18 protein-coding genes are annotated in these 21372 nt (G+C 39.8%); 8 read left to right on the top strand and 10 right to left on the bottom strand.

From position 1 onward, the window contains the following. Window positions 1-111: 111 nt before the first annotated feature. Both AC58UX_RS12975 and AC58UX_RS12980 read left to right on the top strand, forming a co-directional pair. Window positions 112-783: a response regulator transcription factor gene (locus AC58UX_RS12975; protein ID WP_497253163.1), complete on the top strand. Its 672-nt coding sequence runs from the start codon at window positions 112-114 to the stop codon at window positions 781-783. Further along, on the top strand, window positions 780-1814 hold the full coding sequence (locus tag AC58UX_RS12980) for a sensor histidine kinase (RefSeq protein WP_497253165.1): 1035 nt from the start codon (window positions 780-782) through the stop codon (window positions 1812-1814). Before AC58UX_RS12975 ends, AC58UX_RS12980 begins: the two co-directional genes overlap by 4 nt. A gap of 243 nt (window positions 1815-2057) precedes the next feature. On the opposite strand, the gene AC58UX_RS12985 is transcribed toward AC58UX_RS12980, so the two are convergent. The 5 genes from AC58UX_RS12985 to AC58UX_RS13005 all read right to left on the bottom strand — a co-directional run bounded on the left by AC58UX_RS12985 (window position 2058) and on the right by AC58UX_RS13005 (window position 7703). Then, window positions 2058-3263, bottom strand: coding sequence for a YhgE/Pip domain-containing protein (locus AC58UX_RS12985; protein WP_497253167.1), 1206 nt, complete (start codon window positions 3261-3263; stop codon window positions 2058-2060). A gap of 66 nt (window positions 3264-3329) precedes the next feature. Further along, window positions 3330-3953: a TetR/AcrR family transcriptional regulator gene (locus tag AC58UX_RS12990; RefSeq protein WP_497253169.1), complete on the bottom strand. Its 624-nt coding sequence runs from the start codon at window positions 3951-3953 to the stop codon at window positions 3330-3332. Window positions 3954-4325: 372 nt separating this feature from the next. Beyond that, the gene (locus AC58UX_RS12995; protein ID WP_497253171.1) at window positions 4326-5786 is read right to left on the bottom strand and encodes a hypothetical protein; all 1461 of its coding nucleotides are present in this window, start codon (window positions 5784-5786) and stop codon (window positions 4326-4328) included. 459 nt (window positions 5787-6245) lie between these two features. After that, the gene (locus AC58UX_RS13000; protein WP_497253173.1) at window positions 6246-7082 is read right to left on the bottom strand and encodes a hypothetical protein; all 837 of its coding nucleotides are present in this window, start codon (window positions 7080-7082) and stop codon (window positions 6246-6248) included. Between the two features lie 12 nt (window positions 7083-7094). Then, window positions 7095-7703 carry a TetR/AcrR family transcriptional regulator gene (locus tag AC58UX_RS13005; protein WP_497253175.1) on the bottom strand — a complete coding sequence of 203 codons (609 nt, stop codon included), beginning with the start codon at window positions 7701-7703 and terminating at the stop codon, window positions 7095-7097. Window positions 7704-7853: 150 nt separating this feature from the next. Between AC58UX_RS13005 and AC58UX_RS13010 the strand changes: the two genes are divergently transcribed. From AC58UX_RS13010 to AC58UX_RS13020, 3 genes are all read left to right on the top strand, one after another. Continuing rightward, complete coding sequence (locus AC58UX_RS13010; RefSeq protein ID WP_497253177.1) at window positions 7854-8054, top strand: hypothetical protein; 201 nt, start codon at window positions 7854-7856, stop codon at window positions 8052-8054. A 118-nt stretch (window positions 8055-8172) separates the two neighbouring features. After that, window positions 8173-8505 (top strand): hypothetical protein, encoded by a 333-nt coding sequence (locus AC58UX_RS13015; protein WP_497253179.1) that lies wholly within the window; start codon window positions 8173-8175, stop codon window positions 8503-8505. Window positions 8506-8510: 5 nt separating this feature from the next. Beyond that, window positions 8511-9224, top strand: a complete 714-nt coding sequence (locus tag AC58UX_RS13020; protein WP_497253181.1) for a hypothetical protein — start codon at window positions 8511-8513, stop codon at window positions 9222-9224. A gap of 381 nt (window positions 9225-9605) precedes the next feature. Here the strand turns inward: AC58UX_RS13020 and AC58UX_RS13025 are convergent, their stop codons facing one another. Together AC58UX_RS13025 and AC58UX_RS13030 are read right to left on the bottom strand one after the other, a co-directional pair. Then, window positions 9606-11429 carry an RICIN domain-containing protein gene (locus AC58UX_RS13025; RefSeq protein ID WP_497253660.1) on the bottom strand — a complete coding sequence of 608 codons (1824 nt, stop codon included), beginning with the start codon at window positions 11427-11429 and terminating at the stop codon, window positions 9606-9608. A 118-nt stretch (window positions 11430-11547) separates the two neighbouring features. After that, window positions 11548-15153 carry a CBM96 family carbohydrate-binding protein gene (locus tag AC58UX_RS13030; RefSeq protein WP_497253183.1) on the bottom strand — a complete coding sequence of 1202 codons (3606 nt, stop codon included), beginning with the start codon at window positions 15151-15153 and terminating at the stop codon, window positions 11548-11550. A 393-nt stretch (window positions 15154-15546) separates the two neighbouring features. On the opposite strand from AC58UX_RS13030, the gene AC58UX_RS13035 reads away from it, so the two are divergent. Next, complete coding sequence (locus AC58UX_RS13035) at window positions 15547-15735, top strand: hypothetical protein (protein ID WP_497253185.1); 189 nt, start codon at window positions 15547-15549, stop codon at window positions 15733-15735. Between the two features lie 298 nt (window positions 15736-16033). Then, window positions 16034-16585, top strand: a complete 552-nt coding sequence (locus AC58UX_RS13040; protein ID WP_497253187.1) for a hypothetical protein — start codon at window positions 16034-16036, stop codon at window positions 16583-16585. A gap of 162 nt (window positions 16586-16747) precedes the next feature. Here AC58UX_RS13040 and AC58UX_RS13045 read toward each other — a convergent pair whose 3' ends face one another. The 3 genes from AC58UX_RS13045 to AC58UX_RS13055 form a co-directional block, all read right to left on the bottom strand. Next, window positions 16748-17017, bottom strand: coding sequence for a hypothetical protein (locus tag AC58UX_RS13045; RefSeq protein WP_497253189.1), 270 nt, complete (start codon window positions 17015-17017; stop codon window positions 16748-16750). 178 nt (window positions 17018-17195) lie between these two features. Continuing rightward, the gene (locus AC58UX_RS13050; protein ID WP_497253191.1) at window positions 17196-17408 is read right to left on the bottom strand and encodes a bacteriocin immunity protein; all 213 of its coding nucleotides are present in this window, start codon (window positions 17406-17408) and stop codon (window positions 17196-17198) included. 475 nt (window positions 17409-17883) lie between these two features. Further along, window positions 17884-19170, bottom strand: a complete 1287-nt coding sequence (locus AC58UX_RS13055) for an IS110 family RNA-guided transposase (RefSeq protein WP_497253193.1) — start codon at window positions 19168-19170, stop codon at window positions 17884-17886. A gap of 844 nt (window positions 19171-20014) precedes the next feature. Between AC58UX_RS13055 and AC58UX_RS13060 the strand changes: the two genes are divergently transcribed. Continuing rightward, entirely contained in the window at window positions 20015-21217 is a 1203-nt protein-coding gene (locus AC58UX_RS13060; RefSeq protein WP_497253195.1) for an IS110 family RNA-guided transposase, read from the top strand. Window positions 21218-21372: the final 155 nt, after the last annotated feature.

Consider the following 21372-nt stretch of genomic DNA (forward strand, 5'->3'; position numbering starts at 1 on the left):
CGCAACCATCGAAGTAACTTACAACTCCTCGACGTACCTTACAATTTTGTCATGATTGTGCTACCATTTCTGATAATACGTTTGTCAGGTTTTAGGAGGTATCGATTTTCGGTGAAAATTATGATCGTAGAAGATGATAAAACGATACGGGATACGGTAGCTGAAGCACTGGGCCGCTGGGGGTTTGAAACGGTCATTGTCGAACAATTCGATGCCGTACTCACCATATATGTGAAGGAGAATCCCCATCTCGTGCTGATGGACATTAACTTGCCTGCGTTCGACGGCTTCTATTGGTGTCGCCAGATTAGGGAGTTATCCAACGTGCCGATTCTCTTCCTCTCCTCGCGTAATACGCCTATGGATATGGTCATGTCGATGAATATGGGCGGGGATGATTTTATTCAGAAGCCCTTCTACACCGACGTTCTCGTGGCTAAAATCAATGCCCTGCTGCGCAGAACGTACTCCTACATGGAAACCGCGGCCAATGTGATGGCGCATAATGGTGTCGTCCTGAATTTAAAAGATGGCGACGTCGCTTGCGGAGACCAGAAGGCCGAGCTCACTCGAAATGAGTTTAAGATATTAACTATCCTCCTGCAAAATCAAGGTGCTATTGTCAGCCGTGAGCAGATGATGCGCGGTCTCTGGGAGGATGAAAGCTTCGTCGACGATAACACGTTAACCGTTAATATTACCCGCCTGCGCAAAAAGCTTGCAGAGCTTGGACGCGATGACTTCATCACGACTAAGAAAGGGCAAGGGTACTTGATCCCATGAGCTTTCTCTCCTATTTGAAGGATAAACGATATTTCGTTGGGATGTATCTGGGAACGATGCTATTCGTTTCACTGATCATGCTTGTTAGCGTGAAAGGGCAGGATGCCCTTAATAATATTGCCTATACAAATGCGGGTTGCTTCCTATTCGCTGCTTTATATATCATTTTTGGCTACTTCTATCGGAAGTCCTTCTACAAGGAACTAAATGAGTTTCTGAGCAAAAGCGAACAACAAGATTGGGTCGCCGCGGCGATGCCTGAACCTCAAAATAACGAGCAAGAGCTCTATCTCCAGTTATTAATACAGATGTCTAAAAATCAAGCTCATGAGACGCAGCTCCTGCATGCGGAGATCCGCAACCATCAGGACTTCATCCTCTCTTGGATTCATGAAGTAAAGCTGCCTATCGCAGCCAGCCGTCTGATCATGGAGAACCGCGCGGGCAAAACCGCCGAATACCTCGTAGACAAGCTCGAAGATGAGCTTAGCAAGATCGATAGCTATGTGGAGCAAGCTTTGTATTATTCGAGGATAGACTCCTTCTCCAGAGACTACTTCATCTCGGAATTGTCGCTGAGCACCCTTGTGAAGGATAGTGTCAAGAAGGTGGCTAAGCTGTTTATCGCCAAACGGATACGTCCAGACATGGAAAACCTTACTCACCATGTGAATAGTGACAGTAAGTGGCTGGGCTACATCATTGGCCAAATCGTCGGAAACGCTTTGACGTACACCGACAATGGCGGCAGCATTGTGTTTCGCTCGGAGGAGACGGATGCCGAGAAGCGGCTGATCATACAGGACACAGGGATCGGGATTGATCCCGCAGATCTGGGACGTGTTTTTGATAAAGGCTTCACAGGCAAAAACGGCAGAACGCACAGCCGCTCTACGGGGATGGGGCTTTACTTAGCCAAGCAAATGGCGATCAAGCTGGGGCATGATCTGTCTATAAGTTCAACCGAGGGTGAGGGGACCGCGGTCACGATTCATTTCATGAAGATGCAGCATTATAATGATTTGCGATGATATTAAAGCGGAAAAGCCTCCAACCTGGATGTCAGATTAGAGGCTTTTTCGTTTTGGGTTCTTACTCACCTGTGATGCGGAACGTAGATCCGCTATTTTGGCGTTTAGGGCTTCAAAGCGGTCACTTTCGCTCGGATAGCGGACTGACGTTCCGCAACTTTAGATTTTGGCGCTATTTCACGAGAATAGCGGCCTGTCGTTCCGTAACTTCAGCATTTTCTGTTGTATCTACAACAGATTCGTTTACATTGAACGAGCGCCCGCTGCCGTAGCTGCCGGTTGCTCGTGTTTTTTCAACAGAGATAAGAAAATGACAACGATCGCCACAGCGCCAATGACGCCTAATGTCCACATCGGGCTGCTCAAATTCAAATTTTGACCGAAGTAGAACAAATCACGAAGGCCTTCCGCGGCGAAGCGCAGCGGCAACCAAGAGTAGAGCCAGTCATGGCTGAAGCTAGGCAATAACTCTGGCGGCAAAGAAAGTACGGGAGCGCCGAAAAAGAACACGAGCACGAATAGTGGCACACCTTTTAAACCAAGCCAGCTGACAACCGCGGTTTGCAACAGGAAGAAGGCGAATCCGACGAAAGTAAGGAACAGTCCGACTTCCCAATAGCTCGGGATGGATAAGCCCAGCCATTTACCTGCTACGAGGACGATGCTGCCAGCCGCAGCCGCGTTGATCACGACGCCACTAAGTAGCTGAGAAACTTGAATGCCGAAGCGGTGCGAGCGAGAGCCTGTTTGTGTCGCTTTGCCTGCTGCCATGTAAAGTAAAAGTGTCGTCACCATCGCTCCGAACCAAGCAAGCTGCGTCAGCACAACTGGGGCGTTACCGTTCGCGCTGCTCGTGCCGACGGCATTGATGTTTTTACTCGTGACGACGATCGGTGAAGCGAACGTTTTGGTTTGGTCAACGGTGAGGGTTCCGCTTTTTTGGCTGACTTGCGCCAACAGCTGCTCTCTAACCTGACCGTTAATGCCATTAAGGATCTGAGTTAGCACGCCATTTGCCATCGTAGCCGCTGTGTTATTCATCCCTTGGTTCACATAAACCGTTAGGGAGGACGCCTGCGGCTGCGGGGATAATAAGCTAGCTAGCTTTTTGCTGAAGTCCGCTGGAATCACAATCGCAGCGTATGCTTGCTCGCGATCCATCGCATCGATAGCTTCTTGTTCACTGCCCAAAGTCGTCCATTTGAGCGGAGACACTGTGTCAGCTTGAGCTGGGGCGGCAGTTATTTTTTCTTGAATGAGCTTGCCGAAATTCATGTCTTGACCCGTCGGGAGCTTCTCACCTGCATCCATTTGAACGAGGATCACCGGCAAATTCTTAGGCGTTGGGTTCACCGTCGAACCAAGCTGAGCAAGCCCTAATAGAAGAATAACGAGAAAAACAACAACAATAGCAAGATACGGGTGTTTCTGTTTAAAAAAATGATTCATACGTAAAACCTCCTTTGATTAAATATATTCATTCAACGTTGTGTGAACGAAATCCCCAAAAAAGAATCACTTTCTCCAAAGTGATACGGTGAAAGCGACCATTTTTCTCAAATAGCTATCGAGATCTGTCTCCACTAAATTTACGGCTGTGAATTGTCCCAGAACGGCCATCATGCCGATAGAAATAATTTGTTTGGCCGCTAAGCGGAAGTCCATCTCTCGGATCTCTCCAGCCTCAGCTCTTTTCGCCAATGCCTCCGTTAACGCTAGATGCCGCTGCAAAATCAATTGGGACATAAAATCCTTATCCTCAGATAAGATGTTATCCGAATCTCGCAGCATAATTTTCATAAAATCCGGATCCCCAATCATGGTACCCACCAATCTTGAGATAAACAGATATAACGCTTCTTCTAACGGCTGGCCCGGATGAATCCCCTTAATTAACTGATCCATGAGTTCCATGCGAGTTTGCTGCGCTTCGTGGAAAATCGTCTCCAAAATCTCCTGTTTGCCCCCAGGAAAATAGTGATACAACAAGCCATCGGTAATCCCGATATGCCTATTCATCGCCCGGATCGACGTTCCATGATAGCCGTGCTGGGCAAACAATTGCTTAGCGCCAAGCAAAATTTGCTCTCTACGTTCAGCAGCTTGAAGATCGCGGCTAGTTTTTGGCACTCTTTTCATAAGTGATCTCTCTTTCGTCATTTCATTCAACGATCGTGTAATGAATTATAGAATAGTTTTTTTGTAATAGCAAGTGGCTTTACATGACATGACAGTCCAACGACAAGAAAATACCATCATTAGCGACAAGAAAGTCCCTACAATCATAAAACTGCAGAAATTAACGACAAGAATATCCCTACAACGCGTGCATTTACCTAAAAGTGCGACAAGAAAACACCTATAATAAGTAAAGAAATTAAGACTAACACAAAATATATAATATAAATTCTTCGCTGGCCTGCTTTTTTGTATAGATAATCTATTAACTATAATATTTATCGTAAAATTCAATAAACTCCTTGAGCCGTGATTCTATTCTTTCTTAAACAATTATGTAAAATGTTTTACCTTCTTCTTAGGGCATCTTAATTCTATTTCCCTAATAGGTATTTTTCTCTTTATTTTATCCCATACATGAAATTCTAACTCATGCCTTTTACTGTTAGAAACTTTCATTACCCCAAACGGAAGATGCTGGTATCTAAATGGTAATCTCAATATCTCGTCAGTTGATTCACGTCGAGAGGCTATCCTGACCCAATTATAAAAATGATTTAACAACATCATACTAAAAAATTTAGATATCAACCATTTAGTAGCCGTAATACTTTCATATATCCTATTTGTTCCCCCGTCCCATTTCCTTAATAGGCTAGCTAGCTGATAATAATCCTGATAAGAAATAAATTCTACATTGTCCTTCTTTTTAAGTTGTTTACCGCTATCCACTAAACGACAATGCTTATATTTACGAATAAATTTACACCAGTGCAAATAAACACTGGCATAACAACATGACAAATCTCCTCGTTTCGCCAGATTCAGACACGTTTTATGATTTTTTAAAAAGACCTTACGAATGTGCTTAGCAATTGAGGTAAAAATCTCAACTGTACTCCGATAAATTTCACCTTCTATTTGCTCGATAAAATAAAAATATTCCGATAAGTTAGATGGATCCTTACGAACCTTTTTATATTCACTTAAGCGATTATCATAAACTCTTAAGTTAGTGGTAGACCTGCTAACAACGTGGAACTCATCACCAGAGTAAAAATCCGAATCAATAACTGAAATAATCTGGCTAAGCGCATTTGGATAGTTATTATTATCAAAATTATCTAAAACAATTAAATTTTGGATAATCTCCTTTTCACTATTATTTAATGAAATTATCCTGTTAACGATGCTTGTCTTTAGATCTGGTTTGAAGCATTTCCAAGAATGAAAAAAACTTTTTCTGCACTTAAGAAATAAATGTCCACACATACATTGAAAAGGACCGCTAGACTCGTTTTTCAAAGAATAATTCATACTTCTTTTACACTTTGGACAACAATCCTCCAAATTACGTTTATGAAAGGGACATTTATTTATAATACTTAATTGATGGAAAATACTATGATAACCATGGCTGAGACAAGTTCTACAAAAAGTGAAGATATTACGTCTCCCTTTAAAATTCCCATTTGGAAAAAGTTCAATATTATCCAGAATTCCCTCATAAGCTAACTTTATATCCATACCTAGACCACTTCTAATTTTATCTCCATCAAGATTAGGCATTGTCCAAATATCTCCATTTGTTGCAGTCATCACCAAAACTTTTTTACTTAAAGCATCAAAAGTCCCGAATTCCCTAAGCACATCAAGAGATGTAGCTGAATTAGCGTATTTAAACTTCTCCCAAATAGACCATGGTGATTCATATTGCTTAATCCATAGTGGATCCCAACAGAAAGATGTTCCGGAAATTTGATTTAATTGCAATTTCTTTTCAAAATCTATCATGGTATCGCCCCCTTAAGATCGAATTCATTGTCATTCTTTTCATTACTAGTTTAGTCAAAGTGCAATAAAGCAATAATTTTTTTCCATTCAAAATATCACTAAAACTGGTCATCGATGCACGATTTTAAGATAATTTAATCTAGCATATTTCCGACATTTTCATTTTATATTTATAATGTTTAACAAAAAAACCAATCTCTAAACGAGAATGGTTTTTTCAATGTTTAAAGCTATATCGATGAACTTAGCTTTCTAACTAAGAGAAGGCTCAAATCTTCTTAAAGGATAAGCAATCTGGGTAGTAGTTAGTTCATCTTGGATAGCTCTATCATTTTTTAAAAATAGAATTCATATTCTAGTGGGGATTTGGACAAAGTCACATGATTGTGAGCACTATCAATTACCAATATAATTTGGTCCTTTGAATTTAGTAACAATAGTGTACTTCAACAACATCATTTATAACAATATATTTGAATTTTTGGAATTTAGGAATTGACTTAGCTCCGATAATTTTTTTCTCCTTCTATCGAGCCACTCTCTACAATTCTCCTCCTTATCTACTTCCATTAAAATAAACTGCTCATTCACACCAATAATTTGCCTATATTCCTCAAGTTCTGATTTGTTTAAAAATCCCCTTGCAGCAAACTCCTCCACCTTTTCCAACTCTGGGATGCTAGATCTAATCATCACTTCTTTTCCCAATAACTCAAATACCACTAAAGGAGAATACTGCATTTTTTCCTTTAAAACTAAAGAACCATACTTAAATTTAATATTCTTAACTCCTTGTTTTCTTAGCCAAACAGTCACTTCATCTAGAATCTTATCCCATCTATTATTTAAAGTATCTTTCAATTGGCTATTTTCTTTCCAATGATATACCTGTTCAGATAGAATCATCTCATTATAAAAAGCAGTATCCTCTACAAATATTGGCTTGCCAATGTTCCTAGGATAAAACTGCAATGTCATTTCATTCTTAAAGCCGTTTGCTTCTTTTAACATTATTATCTCTTCCTCAGTTAAATGCCCTTGTTTAATTGACACTACTAATGGCAAAATCCCTAGATCAAATAAATATTCCTTAAAACTCTGATGGTCGTACTTATAACGATTAACCAGCCTAAATTTACCTACAACGCCAGACTCTTCCCAAACCTCACGTCTGATCCCTCTAATATTTAAGTCATAACGTATTAGGCCCCTTAAATTATCTATGATTTTAATTGTGCATTTTAGTTTATAGTAACTCCCATCTTCAATAAATTGCTCTAGTTCCTTCAAACTCATTCTTCCTCCAAGTTATACAACTGAAATTCGGTTTTTCTCTTTGTAATTTAATGCACTAAGAACAAGCGCACTTATCTCGTCTATAATCAATTCACTAGACGCTGGTCTTTGAAGTAAATCACCCAAGAAATCCCAGTGCCTATACATCAGAACTGAACTTATAACGAAAGTTAGTGTCACATCGAGTGAATCGTAAAAAAAGAGTCCGTGATCTTTACCTAAGATAAGTAATTCTCTAAACTCTTTCCATAAAGGCGATATTAAAATCTGTAATAGCTCATTTTGATTAGAAGGCAACACTAACTCTTGTTGTAGTATCGTTATTATTTCAGGGTCATTTATACCTAGAGATACAAATTCACGAATAATTTGCATTATCCTAGGTACAGGATTTGAACAACTCTCTTCGCACCAGAAATCACTATAAATAGGAATATAACTTTGAAATATTGCTGACAATAAATTATCTTTCCCGCGGAAATGATATTGAGTCATTATGCTATTTAAACCAGCCTCTTTACAAATAGCACGGAGGCCAGTCTTTTTAAAGCCGTTCCGAGCAAACAGCTTTTTAGCGGCATTAAGTATTTTCATTTTTGCTTCTATATTTGATTCATTCATATCTTCCCTCCCAATTAATATCAAAATCACGAAATATTTCTTAATAGCATCTTATCCAAAACCATATTTATGTAATCATTAACGAACACAATTTGTGTTATATTTTTATGCATTCATTTACTTCTATACTGAAATGTAGAGGTGATTAATATGAGTGAAGATGATTTTATTATCACACCAAAAGAAGATAAATCAGTTACAATAACTATACGTGTTGATAGAGTTTTGCAAGAGAAATTCGATCACCTTTCAAAAATTAGTAATCGATCCAGAAATGAATTGATCAATTTAGCACTTGAGTATGCGATGAAAAATGCCAAGTTTATTAAAGATAGTAATCAAAAAAGATGACAACTTGCCGCACTTGGCTGTTGTCATCTTTTTTGATTACTATTTGTGTTCGTAAATGATTACAAATAATAAATGTGGTAATACATAGAAGTAGATAAATTCAATTGGAGGAATTAATATGTATTTTCTTAACGATACAAATCCAATGGCTGAAGTTACTTCTGAAGGTATTTGCTATAAAAGCACGAACTATTCCTGCCCCTTAGCCATTTCAGAGCAGTGGTTTACATTAAATAGCCAGTATTATTCATTGAAAATGCCGGCGATCTATTCAGATGAAGATGAAACACTATACATAATTCTAGAAAATGGAGATCTGGTGTCTACTTACAAACTCCCTAATACAACTTTGCTTCCTACTGTTGCATTAAACGATTACTTTATCAAGCTTAACCAACTGAAATTAGAGCTCAAGTCAGCTCAAGTTTTCACTAAAAAGAAGAAAGGTTGAGTTACATGAAAACACAACAACTCACATGGAATCCTTCTTGGATTAATCCATATGAATCGGGTTGGTCGATTTTCGAAAAAATAAAATATTCAAACGTAGTTACATCTCGTGATTTAGTTCATGAGTTCGGTATAAAGAATGCTAACGGCAACTCAAATAGGCAAAGTCATAGCTTATTTACTAGTGAAGATTTCAATCTCGAATATCTCACCGAATCTTTAGGTTTTAATATCTCTGAACATTTAAACCACTACTTATTTAAAATAATTGGTATATTCCCAAAAAACTTACATATCAAAAGCCTTATGAGATCTGAGCTTACATACTGTACAGAATGTTTATCCATGGGTTGTCATAGTCTTTTACATCAATTTAGCTTATTGCATAAATGCCCGTTTCATTTAAAAGATTTAATGTGCGGCTGTACTAATTGCGGAAATAAAATAGATTTTAGAACTTTAACACGTAGAAATATTAGAGGTTTTCAGTGCCATTGCTCAAAACCAATAATTGAATTGAAATTTGCTTCACCATCTCAATGGTGTTTAGATTTAACAATAAAAGATGAATTACTACTTAAATGGCTAGAATTGGACTTAACAAATTCAATGAAACTTAATGATACATATTTTGATCTACCAATTTTAATAAATAAACCGAATGCTTTGTTATTTCTTATAAACTATGTTAGTTTCAATCAGGTCCATATTTCAAACTGAGACTCTCGTTTTATAGAATTAGGAGTACCATAGTTCCGTTGAGTTGAAGTAGTACTTTTGTTGTACTTACAAATATCAAATTCCCCTTAATATTTATTTATATTTGATCATCCTTTGTACAAAATACAAGGGTTTTTCCGCTTTCATCTCAGTCAGATATACGCTAAATACTTTTATACCAATACGTAGTAGTCCATTAATATGACCAACTCTAGATAAACTTTAAAACCTTCCTTTCCAGAACTCTGCTTGGCCAATTCCCTCAAAAGCTGGCTTCATTTAGGGCAAAGAACACAGGGACCGTCCAGACTGCGCAGCAGCTGACGATCCCTGTTTAAGTAACTTTCTTCATTAGTAGGTACTAACACTACATCTTAAAAATTACTTTGGCTCAAAAATCCAAACTGTACTAGCATCTGTCGCCCCTGAATTCCATTTCAATTCATTAGAAGAAGTTACATATAGATAACCTCTACCAGAACTTAGATTTCTTACTCGAACCCCCCCACCAAGTACTGGTTCAATATTCCACAAAGAATCATTAATTACCGCCCCCGAGTTCCAAATGACACTATTATTCGTTGATTCAGTATCCAAATAATAACGTCCTGTTCTTGCATTCTTAATTGTCCAATAACCTGTAGAATCCTTACTTACAATCCAATCCTGATCATCGTAGATCGTTGTGGGAGCAAGAACAACTACACCATTCGCATCAGTATCAAGATATTTACCAGTATTCAAATTTTTTATTTTATAAGTTCCATTCTGTAAAGGTGACATTGTTGAGAGTTGTCTCAACGTTTGAGTAACAATTGGCACATAGAATGTCTCGATACCACGGAAGTTCGGGTGTGTACCCGAAGGGGTATCTGTAGTAAACGCGGAACTACTACTTGTGACCGTGTTTCCAGGGAGTCCATCATATCCTAAATTATCAAAACTATATGTCCACCTAGCAGTCTGTTCGCGCGTATTCAGAGTAGAATCATCATAAAGGTTTGCAATTGCAATCCCCCACTTTCTACTTGCAGAAAGTTCAATTTCATGTAGAATATCCTGCCGCTCAACTGTTCGTCCACCAGCAAGCCTATGTACCGCAACATAAACAATCTTTGCATTTGGCCATTTTTGTTGCATCTGATAAATTGTATTTTCAAATGAACCAGCGACAGTGTTGCTGTCTAATGTAGTTGGGTCTTTACTAATACTTACAGATCCCCATCGGGTATCATTTACATCGTAAGCGTCATTTGTGCCACCATCAAAGACGATATAATCAGGTGCCGTTGTCGGCGCATTTGTAATTTGAGTGAGGATTTGTCCGCCAGAGCCACCCGGCATGATCGTTGCACCATTTTTCGCACCACTATGCTGGATTATCATGCCCTCACGAGTTGCAACAAACTCTGTAAAACCGGCTTTTGAGTACTTGTGACCATCAATAATGCTATCGCCGAATGCATACATTGTCTTACCCTTGAGAGGCAAATCAAGCTGTAGCGTTGGTGCAGCAAGTTTGAAGTTATCAATAGTTTGTGTACCATCGCCGCCACTTGTATAGTAATTGCTTGCTACCATCTTCGCCATGCCGGTAGCCTGAATCGGAACATTAACACCTTGAACCAAATTGGTTCCTGTATCTTTCTGAACAACAGAGTAACTTACAACTTTCTGACTAAAGTCTGCGGTTAGACTAATCGTATATGTCTTTGAAGGATCAAAAGTAACCTTGGACCACGTTGGCTCCCAGTTGAACTGAGATTGACTTGAATCTGAGTCCCAGCCGGTAGTCGAATACCTCAACTCGGATCCATTAGCTCCAGCGAATGCAAAAATGAGTCTCCCATAGAGGTCGCGGAATTCAATGCCTGTCTTTTTCCCAGTGCTTATTATCGAACTCTTCCAGTCAAATGTTACGTTTACTAACGACTGTCCAACAATATTTGCATCAAAATTTTTCACTGAAGTTGAATAATTCGCCATCCCCTGTGTCAATTTTAGAACGCCTCCTGAGACAGAAGCCCCTCCCCCAAACTCAAAGCTCCCCCCGTCAGTAGAGAAATTTTCATCAATTAAAATGGAGTTGACTTCTGCAGAAGCAATATTGTTATGAACTGGACTTACAAATAACGATCCAGCAATTAGGCTCGTGCAGATTATGCCCACACTATATTTGCGGAATCGTTTATTATTATTTTTCATTTGGTTCAATGGAACTACCTCCTCTAATAACTATGCTGCTCATGAAATCGAACCTAATTTCTCTTATTAAAATACCGATTATCCTTTCGGATAACCGGTATTCTGTTAGAAATGTATGTTAGTTAGCCGACAAATCTAAATAATCGACCGTAAAGCCATAGCCACTACTGGATGCGTTCTTTCCTGTTACCGTGAAACGGAAAAGATGGTTACCAGCTGTTAGAGAGACATTGCCCAAATCAGTCACTGGATAGGATGCAGAACTTGCGTAGTGATCTACTGTACTTCCTTGGTTCACTCCGTCAATGGATAATTGCGTGATTCCTCTGCCTGTATTTTTCTTATAACCGAAATCAATGTTATACGACCCAGAAGCAGGCACATTGATAGTCAACTCTACCCAACTTCCCGAAGCAGTCGTTGAACCTGAGTAGAGATATCCTCCTCCGCTTGCTGTCGTATCTCCACTCACATTCGCAGCATTGATACCGCTGTTCGTTGCAGTCACACCTTCCCCTTCAAATCTTACCGTTGAAATACTAGTTGTTTCCTTCGTTAACTCTAAAAAATCGACCGTGAATAAGTAGCTACTGCTTGCAGCGTTCTTCCCCGTAACCGTGAAACGGAACAGGTGGTTGCCGGCTGATAGGTTAACTAGGCCCAAGTCGGTAGTAGGATACGATACCGTGCTGGCGTAATGGTCAACTGTATTTCCTTGATTCACGCCATCAATTGTCAGTTGTGTAATCCCTCTACCCGTATTTTTCTTATATCCAAAATCTACATTATAGGTTCCAGCAACAGGCACATTTACCGTATACTCCACATAGTTACCGACTGTCGTCGAAGAACCCGTTGCAAGATATCCTCCACTGCTTGCTGTTGTATCGCCACTCACGCTCGAAGCTGTGGTGCCACTCACTGTATACGAGGTTGTTTCCCCTTCAAATCGTATAGGCAAGTTTGTATTAGCTGATAGTTCTTGATATACCTTTACATTATCAAAATTTGCAGCTCCTGCAGCATTCTCCGTATAAAACTTAACCTTTGCAATATCAGCTACAGGTGCTGCCAGCGAGACTTGGCTCAACTTCTTTATGCCATTGATGTATAAATCATAGGTGTCCGTATTCGTGTTGATTTCCATATCAATCTTAAACCACGTTCTCGTTGCATAAGTTTGTAATGTCGTCCAAACACCACTCGAATTTTGATACACAATATTTCCGGCAGCATCGAAAGCCACTTTGATTGCTGCATTACCCAAACTATCATATACATACGGCGCAGCGAACCATTGAGTTGTTGCGTCTTTGCGTATGCTAGTCTCTAACTTCACAATGCCACTTAATCCTGGAAATGATTTTTCAGCCGAAGACACCCCGGCAGTGGTAGACGTTCTATTGATCCGGAGACTTTTATCAATAATACCAGGTTTTTCTGCGATATTTACAGTTCCTCCTGTAGTTCCCGTAGTCGTCCATCCAGATGGTGCGCTTCCTGTAGCTTGGCTGTTAAAATTATCATTTATTGAATACGGTTTACTCAAAGCTGTAATCGAGTTCGTTGTCAATACTCTAACTGTTTCATATGCGTTCATACTAACAAGAATATCAGTCCCACTAGTGGTGAATGTTTTAGTTCCCGTCGAAACCCAGCTGTTGTTTGCATCATAATAGCCTGTTGTCATCGTTACAGGACCGAAGGATTGAAGGCCTTTGAGCGTGAACGTAGAAGCCGTTTTACTTGCGAGTGCAATCTCTTTGTCACTTCGTTCTATCGCGATTCCAACACCTGTATTGCTGGTATTGTAGTTAACATCGATACCGCGTATTTTCTTAGTAACACTCGCCGAAGCATCCGCATGCTCGTTAAAGAATTTAAGCTGCGTTCCACCTGCGGCATCCGGTTGTTTTGTTGCTAAATCCTTCCAAATTGTTTTGAGCCAAATATTCGTATTTTTTATACCTAAGATATTGCTATTATTCGCAACAGGTACATTGCCAGCGCCGTTATTATACATATCATTACCATCATTAGCCATTATATTGTAGAGATTGTAGATAGATCCGCCTGCAAGCGTAGCAAGGTTCAAATAATCAGAATTGGATCTGCTAGCACTCGTTTCCATAATCATTGGGAGGTTGCGACCATAGTTATAAGGATAATACTCTGCATCGCTCCAGGTCCCCAGCCCATACCGGAAACTTTCATCTGTCGTGCCAACATAGGGATCATAGCCGACGAAGTCTACATAGCTGGTTCCACCGCTTGCTTTTAATTCCTCGTTCCTATAAACAAAATAGAATTGTTCCGCATGGGTGTTCATTCTTGTCCATACAGGATAATTTGACTGCTTAACGGCTGCCCCCAAATTCTGAACCCAAGTATTGAGGGAGTCCCACATAAAGATATTATCTGAAGAATAACCTCCTGATGTATACAGCGCTTGGCTATAAGGAGAACGGGAACGTTCACCGCCAATTTGATTACCTGGTTCATTGGCGACATCAGCACCAACTACTGTTTTCTTGTTACCATTGGCGTTGTTGTAAACAGCTACATGATCAAAAAGATTCTTTAGTGCTTTATATTCTTGGGCTCTTAAATTGGGATCATCTTTGGACATGTGGAAATCATACACGTAATCGTTAAGTCGAATACCTGTCATCTTCTCCTGTAACACTCGTCCTGCAGCAGTCACCATTTTTTCGTAATTACGAATTACATAATAAGGCACTCGACTGTCTATCGTATGTTTCGTAGTATCCGAACCGAACCACAGGAGTTCTAGTTTCAGATTAGCCGCTTCCGCAAAGCCGATAACTTTATCAACCCATGAATAGTCCCAGACATTCGCTCTGGAGATGACAAGCTGAGGAGCAAGCGTCGTTCCCGTAGCTCCATCCATCGTAACGCCAATATTATTAGTTGTATCTGTTTTTAGAATAAAGCTTGCTTTTTTACCGTCACCGTAGGCGTGATTGTTCAGAAAATCAGTTACATCAAAATCATAGACCGCCACCTGATTTACTGGATCGTATGAAGGCGTTACGCCAAGATCAAAATAATCGACTCCTAGAGTTCCTGTCAGATTATAACCACTATGATTAGGAGCTCCACTATTCCATGTCATCGTAGAGGCGTTCCATGAATCATTTGCAAGTCCGTAAAGATGTAAATTGGCTGTTCCGCTATCCATGGCGTTAACATAGATTCGAATTTTAGCTGCATCTGCAGAAGTTCCAGTAATACTAGAGAAGTCATACTTGAAGTATGAGAGTGATTGATTGCTTGCATCTGCTGAATCGTATTTTGCTTTCATGGAATTACTAGTCGAGAAGTTCGTATTCGCATTCGTACCGCCAGAGATGTAAGTCGATGCGCTCGCCGGAAACGCCTGATCTGGTTGAATCATCGACCACAGAATTTGTGAATTGACAACTGTAAATCCATTGTCGGCAGCAAGTTGGTAGACGTTTTTCATCTGTGCATCGGTATAATTAAATCTTTCAAGAATTTTATCGTCTCGGATCTGAATCCCATTGAAGAAAAATGGTTTCCCATCCACATTCATAACGATCTTATCGTAGGTAGACAAAGATGAGTCGATTGTGGAGATCGGAGTTGCAGCACTCACAATATTAGGAATCGCAATCAATCCCGCAAGTAGAGACGTTGAACAAATAATTGAACTTATTTTTTTATTTAGACTCTTAAGCATTATTTTTACCTCCAATTGTTATTCTCTAAAAATGTTTAATATTTTTATAGATTTCGTGCTTTTTTCAATTTAGCACCTCTTTCCCCATTGATAGAAAACGCTTTCAAAACTAATTTGAAGCAGTACTACCTTGTACCTAAGAGTTAATTATTTCAAACTATAAGATGGTGGCGCCAGCTCACTTATATACATATCTTACCATTCAACCAAATTTGCTCGAATGGAAATAACCGATTTTAGAGTTGAAAAAAACAGACGATTTAAAAAAACTAGTTTCTTCTATTGTCAGTTGAAGTCGGAACCAAATCTCTCTTGCAATGCGTTTAGACTACTTGAAGGCGCTTCGCCGTCCTCTTCAATTGATAAAAGCGCTGGCATTCGTAGATTGCCTTTTTGAGTGTACAAAAACCCAACTTGCCAGTTCAGTCAGTAACGGCACTTGCTTATTGGGATGAACCCTCCGGAGATAAATGGGTAAAAATCCAAACGGCTGAAGGTTTTGTTTGGGTGGAAATCTCGCACAATGACAGAATTCTTGACCCTGAAGCAACGCTTCAAATTGATTATAATGCCGTCATCTGAACGGTAGCCGATTTGTTGCTGCCCAAACAGTGTCAAATCCTGACCTTTAGGAATGATCAATAGCATAGCCGAGATTCCTCTGAGCTAGTGACCACGGTTTGGTATCGCCTTTATACATATCGAACCTTGGTGCCTGGCCTGCACCGGCTGAACGTTGTTCTCCGTGTCGGTGAGAGGATTGTCTGGAAGCAAGCTTTCTCTGTGGAAGTGCCCCAATGAATCAGGTGGCAGCAGTGGAGATTGAACTATGACTCCTACCCAACATGACGTACAATTTTATTTACTCAGGAGGTTTCGAGTGAAAAGGTCGATTTTGCTTAAGAAAATTCCCCTAATGTTTTTAATAGGATTATTTATTGCATTAGTTTTTATTTATTTAACACCAATGGGGAGAAACATTAGAACACTCCTAGCTGAAACAATATCAACTACAAGGTATCAACAATATACGTGGATTTTTGGTATTGAAATTAATAAAACTCCACCTCTTCCAGATGTTATTTCAGAAAAGACAACGATCTCTGTAACCCAAGGTAGTTACTGTTGGGGAAAATTGGGATGTGTAGATTATGCAGGAGGAAGAACGATGTTAATAGGGAAAACACCAACAGTTGTAACTTCTGAAGCCAAAATTAAAATTTCGTTTGATTACGAACCTGCACCAAGTCAATTGAATGTTCAGGAGTTTATAGAAGATAAAATTGTCGAAGTTCCTTTAAAAGAAAGTTATTTTGTTTCTCCCAAAGCAAAAGGTATTTATTACTATGGAATTTCAGCGTACTGGAAAACAGAAGACGGTAAGTATTCAAACGGTGACACATCATCCGTTTTTGCCATTGAATTAAAGTAGCATAAAGAAAGGAAAGTAATTTTAAGACAACGCCATCATACGTAACTTAAATCCAACTTTAATAATTAAATATTGAAAAGCTATAGCTGGAATAGCTTACTAAGGTTGCCCGACAATTTCGCGGCAGCCTCACTTTATATTTTGCTCAACTAACGTTATTCGTTAGTTTAATAATTTCAGTATTTTCCCATTCAACGACTCTGCTTCTTCATCAGTAATATTTGCCAATAAATCAATATGGTTTAACTTAATATTTCCTGGTCCCCTATTTATCATGGCAATTGATTTCACATGTATTTTTTGATTAAAATCATCTTTATTTACTAAGATAGACCCATTTTTAAGTGGTTTTTCACGTATAAGAATTTCTCCTGAAATCACATAGCCTCGACCTGTTATTTTAAATACATCAACTACTTTAATCTCAAACACACTCTATCCACACCTTTTTTTGTTTCAAATATCTTAAAATCCATACTTGAAGTATTCTCTATGTGATTGAGCTATCCTGCCATTTACTTCAATATAATAGGGATCGTCCAGACTGCGCGGCAGCCTGTGATCCTTATTTAAGTAACGTTCCCAGTTAGCTCGACGCTTTACTCAATCTTTATTGCTGAATGGGCTTATAATTTAGTGCTTGTTCAACGACTTGCTTTGCAGTGAGTTCATTTTCATTCCAGTAAATTAAATCACTAACTTCAGGATGTGGGACGTTAGATTTGAGAAGTTCGATCATATTATCGATTTCTTCTTCACTGCCTTCAACGTTCATAATTTTCAGTACCAACTCGATCAATTCCTCTTTAATTAGAGCCTTCATTACGGTCACCCATCCTATAAATGATGAATAATAATTCTGCGTAGTCACCACGTTAACCTGCCTCTATGGAGAAACGCTTAGCTCTTAAATACTCTCGTTTTCTCAGTTTTTGACCATCAATACTATTTAACAGATAACATTTCAATGGTATGAAGTTGTAGAGGAAGAAATTTATGGATATCCTGAGGGGCAAAAGGCTCTCCACCTAAACCAACCGATGTAAAAATCGGATGGTATGGTAATCTATGGTTGCACTTTTGGATCTCCACATGAACTCATGGCGGTCAACCCTCCCACATCTCGCAGAGTCTACGCTCCCACATTCCTTCATTCAACCTGTCCATGAGGTGGAGGTCAGATATGCTGCCCGACAGGATCTTCGTCCGTAAGGATAGTGTCTTTCCGACTCATCCGTGCTTCTTGTTATCGTTCCCTTGCCTTTGATGAGATCATCAACATGAGTATCGTTCGTTATTTAAGCTGCTTGTGGTAACTCTGTAAATCGAGGGATATCCTGCATCATCTTTTCTTCACTGAATTCGTAACCTTTTGTTAATATGCCGAAAAAGACTCGTATAAGCTTATTACACAACGCAATGAGAGATTGCATCTTCTTGAGCGGATTCACCTGTCGTTTGGTGTAATACTCATGCAAAGCCCGGAAGGCTGAGTTTTTAGCGACTAACGGCATCATCACACGAAAAAGCAAAGCACGAAGGCGCTTTCGGCCTCGCTTCGTTATCTTCGTCCGTCCAGTGTGTGTACCTGACGAGTTTGTTTTTAAGTTCAACCCAGCGAGCTTCGTGATCTGCTTGGGATGACGGTACTGAGTAATGTCACCTACCTCAGCTAGAAAACCTGCAATGGTGTCCCTACCGATCCCTTTTATGGCCAACAATAGTTGCACATGTGGGATCTGCATGAGCAGATCATCCAACTTTGACCCCAGTTCTTCAAGCTTATTTTGAAACCATTCGTACTGGCTCAGCAGTAACTTTAACTCCATTTTAGCTAACTCCGAACCTTCTCTTATGCCGACAGAACAGCTTGCTGCTGCCTTCAGACTCATGATTCTACCTAGACCAAGCCCGCGCTTTGCAGCTTCTCTCAAGTGCTGTAGTAAGGTTGTATCCGGCACATGAACAAGCTCGTGCGGCATTAGATAAAGGCTTAGCATTTGGATGGCAGATTTGCACTCCCAATCTTTGAAGACCGTTAAAAACTCTGGGAAATACCGATCTAACCAGTTATGGACACGTGCTTGCACAACACAAAGGTCAGTTGTTAGGTGTTCGCGAATTTTCATCGCTTCCCTCAGTTCGGCATAAATACCTTTGGGAAGATTCGGTACGGCGTATCTCCCGTCTTTGACCAGCTGTGCAATCACTTTCGCATCCTTAATGTCATTCTTTGTTGGAGAATTGTCATCTAGTTCTTTGCTTTTCTTCACGTGCAGTGGATTCACTACACCGTATTTCACTTGCTTTTCTTTTAGAAAATGAGCAAGGTTCAGCCAGTAGTGGCCCGTTGGTTCCATGCCAACGATAACGTCTTGGAGCCCTTGTTCCATTGAAATATCCTGGAACCAACTCATGAACAACTCAAAGCCTTCTCTATTGTTTTCAAACGAAATTGGCTTCCCGAACTCAACTCCGCGGAAGTCTTGTGCACGAGCCACATGTTTGAATTTTGCGATATCGACACCGATAATTAAAGTAGAAGAAGTGATTTGATTAATTCTTTCATTTTGAGTAGAATGCATGTTGTAGTCTCCTTGGTTTTGTATTTGGATCCGACGCTGGCCAGCATCTGGGACCCATAACCATCATACCAAGGAGTCTTTTTGTTTTTCAAACCTCGTATTTCTACATAATAGGAATGCTCCCCGTTAACGTAATGGAGGCTGCCAATCATGCCGGCAGCCTCCCATAGGTGTGTTTATTGAACAAACGTTCCCAGTTGGCTTAGTCTGTTAGTCCCAAATTTCTATCATGTTTCGTAATTTTGCAATTCCTTTTGAAAGTTCTTGACGATCATTTCACTTCTTCCCACTGTGATCCTTGCTCGCTCGAATCGTTCCTTCTTTACTTATTAGCATAGTACTTGTCATACTCTCTCATTTCACAATCATCGTTATCTATGCATAACCAAAGTTGTATCTTTTTTTCGTTCCAACCGTTACCTTCGTCAGTAGTTACCGTCTTATAATCAATCTCTTTCTCGTTTGTGTTCCCGCACCGATAACATTCTCTTTCCATTTCATTCATGCTCCTTTTTATTCTATTTATTAGATTAAACGTTTAGTTAATAATACTTTAAAAGTCTTTATTTAGGAATAATGAGCTTGTTCGTAATCTGCCCGTTCGTATTATGAGGTCACCAGATATTTCTGGTAGACCTCATTTTTGTGTGGTCTTAAGATAGCGGTAGCCGGGGATCGAGCGTATCTGCCCGTGGGACTTTGATCCCGAGAGCTATTCTGTTCATCCCCCCTACTTGTTCAACCATGGTTAGGCTGGTTGGGACATGAATCCCGTATCACATGCGATAGTATGGAAAACAAGAAGGTTAGGGGTTGCCGGTGAGAATACTACAGGAGTGATGTTATGAATCCAGTCATTGGTTTGGATGTTTCAAAGGGAGAGAGCCATGCACAAGCTTTTTTAGATCGTGGAGTACCTCATGGGAAGATTTTTAGGTTTAGTCATGATATTGAAGGGTTAGCTTCTTTTTTAAATTATATTAGAAAATTGGAATCAGCTGCAGAGATGCCTACCACCATTGTTATGGAAGCGACAGGCCATTATCACAGCCCCGTCGTTCAGTATTTGGACGAGCAACAGTATCTGTACATCATAATTAATCCGTTAATCTCACACGAAGCCAAGAAAACCAATTTACGACGGGTGAAAACAGATGCCGCTGATGCTTATCAACTTGGGACACTGTTTTATAAAGAGGAGTTTGAACCCTACAAGAAACGGGGTCAGCATCTCATGAATTTACGCTATTTAACACGACAATATGAATCTCTAACGGGTATCTATGTTCAAGCAAAACTACAATTCCAGTCAATTCTGGATCAGGTTTTCCCCGAATATCATGGCGTGTTTGGTGATCTTTATTCTAAAGTTTCCCTTCGATTTCTGGTATTACACCCAACATCTAAAGAGGTCCTAGAAATGTCCAATAATGAAATTGCAACAGCGATCGGGCGACTCACTGGGCGTGGTAAATCCGCATCCTGGTGTTTGGAACGTGCTCAAAGCCTGGCAGCTGCGGCAAGGCGAAATCCATTTAAGGAGACGGCTTTTCCAAGCCACTTGATCTCCTTGCAGTTGCTCATCAAGTTGCTTCTTCAATACCAGGAGCATCTAGCAACCCTTATTAAATCGGTAGATGCCCTGGCAGAAGAGTTACTAGAATATGATTTAATGCAATCGATACCCGGTATTGGCACTAAAATTGCTGCAACAATTTTGGCTGAGATTGGGGAAATCGATCGGTTTGATCACGCAAAGAAACTGGTGGCCTTTGCTGGCGTTGATCCAAGCGTTTTTTCTTCAGGCAAGTTTACAGCAACCCAGAATAGAATAACTAAGCATGGCTCCAGGAGACTTCGTACTGCCCTGTATCAAGCAGTAAGATGTGGTATCCGTAGCAATAGAAATAAGAAATTAAGAGCTTATTATGATAAGAAACGTGCTGAAGGAAAGCTGTTCAAAGTAGCAATAATTGCTTGTGTGAATAAACTCATCCACTGGATTTTTGCCATCTTAACTACTAAGGAAGCGTTCCGTTTAGAGTAAGTCATGAATGCTAGAAATATATGGAATATAATTCCGTGCTTTATGGGACGGTTATTTCCCATGCACTTTTTTAAGTATATCACTTCATGAATCCATTATTAATAATTAAATATTGACAAGCTATTAGCTGGAATAGCTTAATGCCCGCTGCCAGT

The organism is Paenibacillus sp. J22P90, assembly GCF_059692195.1.

Excerpts from the sequence above, each read along its gene's own strand:
- AC58UX_RS13025 (WP_497253660.1), bottom strand. The coding sequence starts at position 11,429 with ATGAAAAATAATAATAAACGATTCCGCAAATATAGTGTGGGCATAATC.
- AC58UX_RS13020 (WP_497253181.1), top strand. The coding sequence starts at position 8,511 with ATGAAAACACAACAACTCACATGGAATCCTTCTTGGATTAATCCATAT.
- AC58UX_RS13000 (WP_497253173.1), bottom strand. The coding sequence starts at position 7,082 with ATGAGTTTGAAGGAACTAGAGCAATTTATTGAAGATGGGAGTTACTAT.
- AC58UX_RS12990 (WP_497253169.1), bottom strand. The coding sequence starts at position 3,953 with ATGAAAAGAGTGCCAAAAACTAGCCGCGATCTTCAAGCTGCTGAACGT.
- AC58UX_RS13015 (WP_497253179.1), top strand. The coding sequence starts at position 8,173 with ATGTATTTTCTTAACGATACAAATCCAATGGCTGAAGTTACTTCTGAA.
- AC58UX_RS12995 (WP_497253171.1), bottom strand. The coding sequence starts at position 5,786 with ATGATAGATTTTGAAAAGAAATTGCAATTAAATCAAATTTCCGGAACA.
- AC58UX_RS13050 (WP_497253191.1), bottom strand. The coding sequence starts at position 17,408 with ATGAAGGCTCTAATTAAAGAGGAATTGATCGAGTTGGTACTGAAAATT.
- AC58UX_RS13030 (WP_497253183.1), bottom strand. The coding sequence starts at position 15,153 with ATGCTTAAGAGTCTAAATAAAAAAATAAGTTCAATTATTTGTTCAACG.
- AC58UX_RS12985 (WP_497253167.1), bottom strand. The coding sequence starts at position 3,263 with ATGAATCATTTTTTTAAACAGAAACACCCGTATCTTGCTATTGTTGTT.
- AC58UX_RS13060 (WP_497253195.1), top strand. The coding sequence starts at position 20,015 with ATGAATCCAGTCATTGGTTTGGATGTTTCAAAGGGAGAGAGCCATGCA.
- AC58UX_RS13055 (WP_497253193.1), bottom strand. The coding sequence starts at position 19,170 with ATGCATTCTACTCAAAATGAAAGAATTAATCAAATCACTTCTTCTACT.
- AC58UX_RS13010 (WP_497253177.1), top strand. The coding sequence starts at position 7,854 with ATGAGTGAAGATGATTTTATTATCACACCAAAAGAAGATAAATCAGTT.
- AC58UX_RS13005 (WP_497253175.1), bottom strand. The coding sequence starts at position 7,703 with ATGAATGAATCAAATATAGAAGCAAAAATGAAAATACTTAATGCCGCT.
- AC58UX_RS12980 (WP_497253165.1), top strand. The coding sequence starts at position 780 with ATGAGCTTTCTCTCCTATTTGAAGGATAAACGATATTTCGTTGGGATG.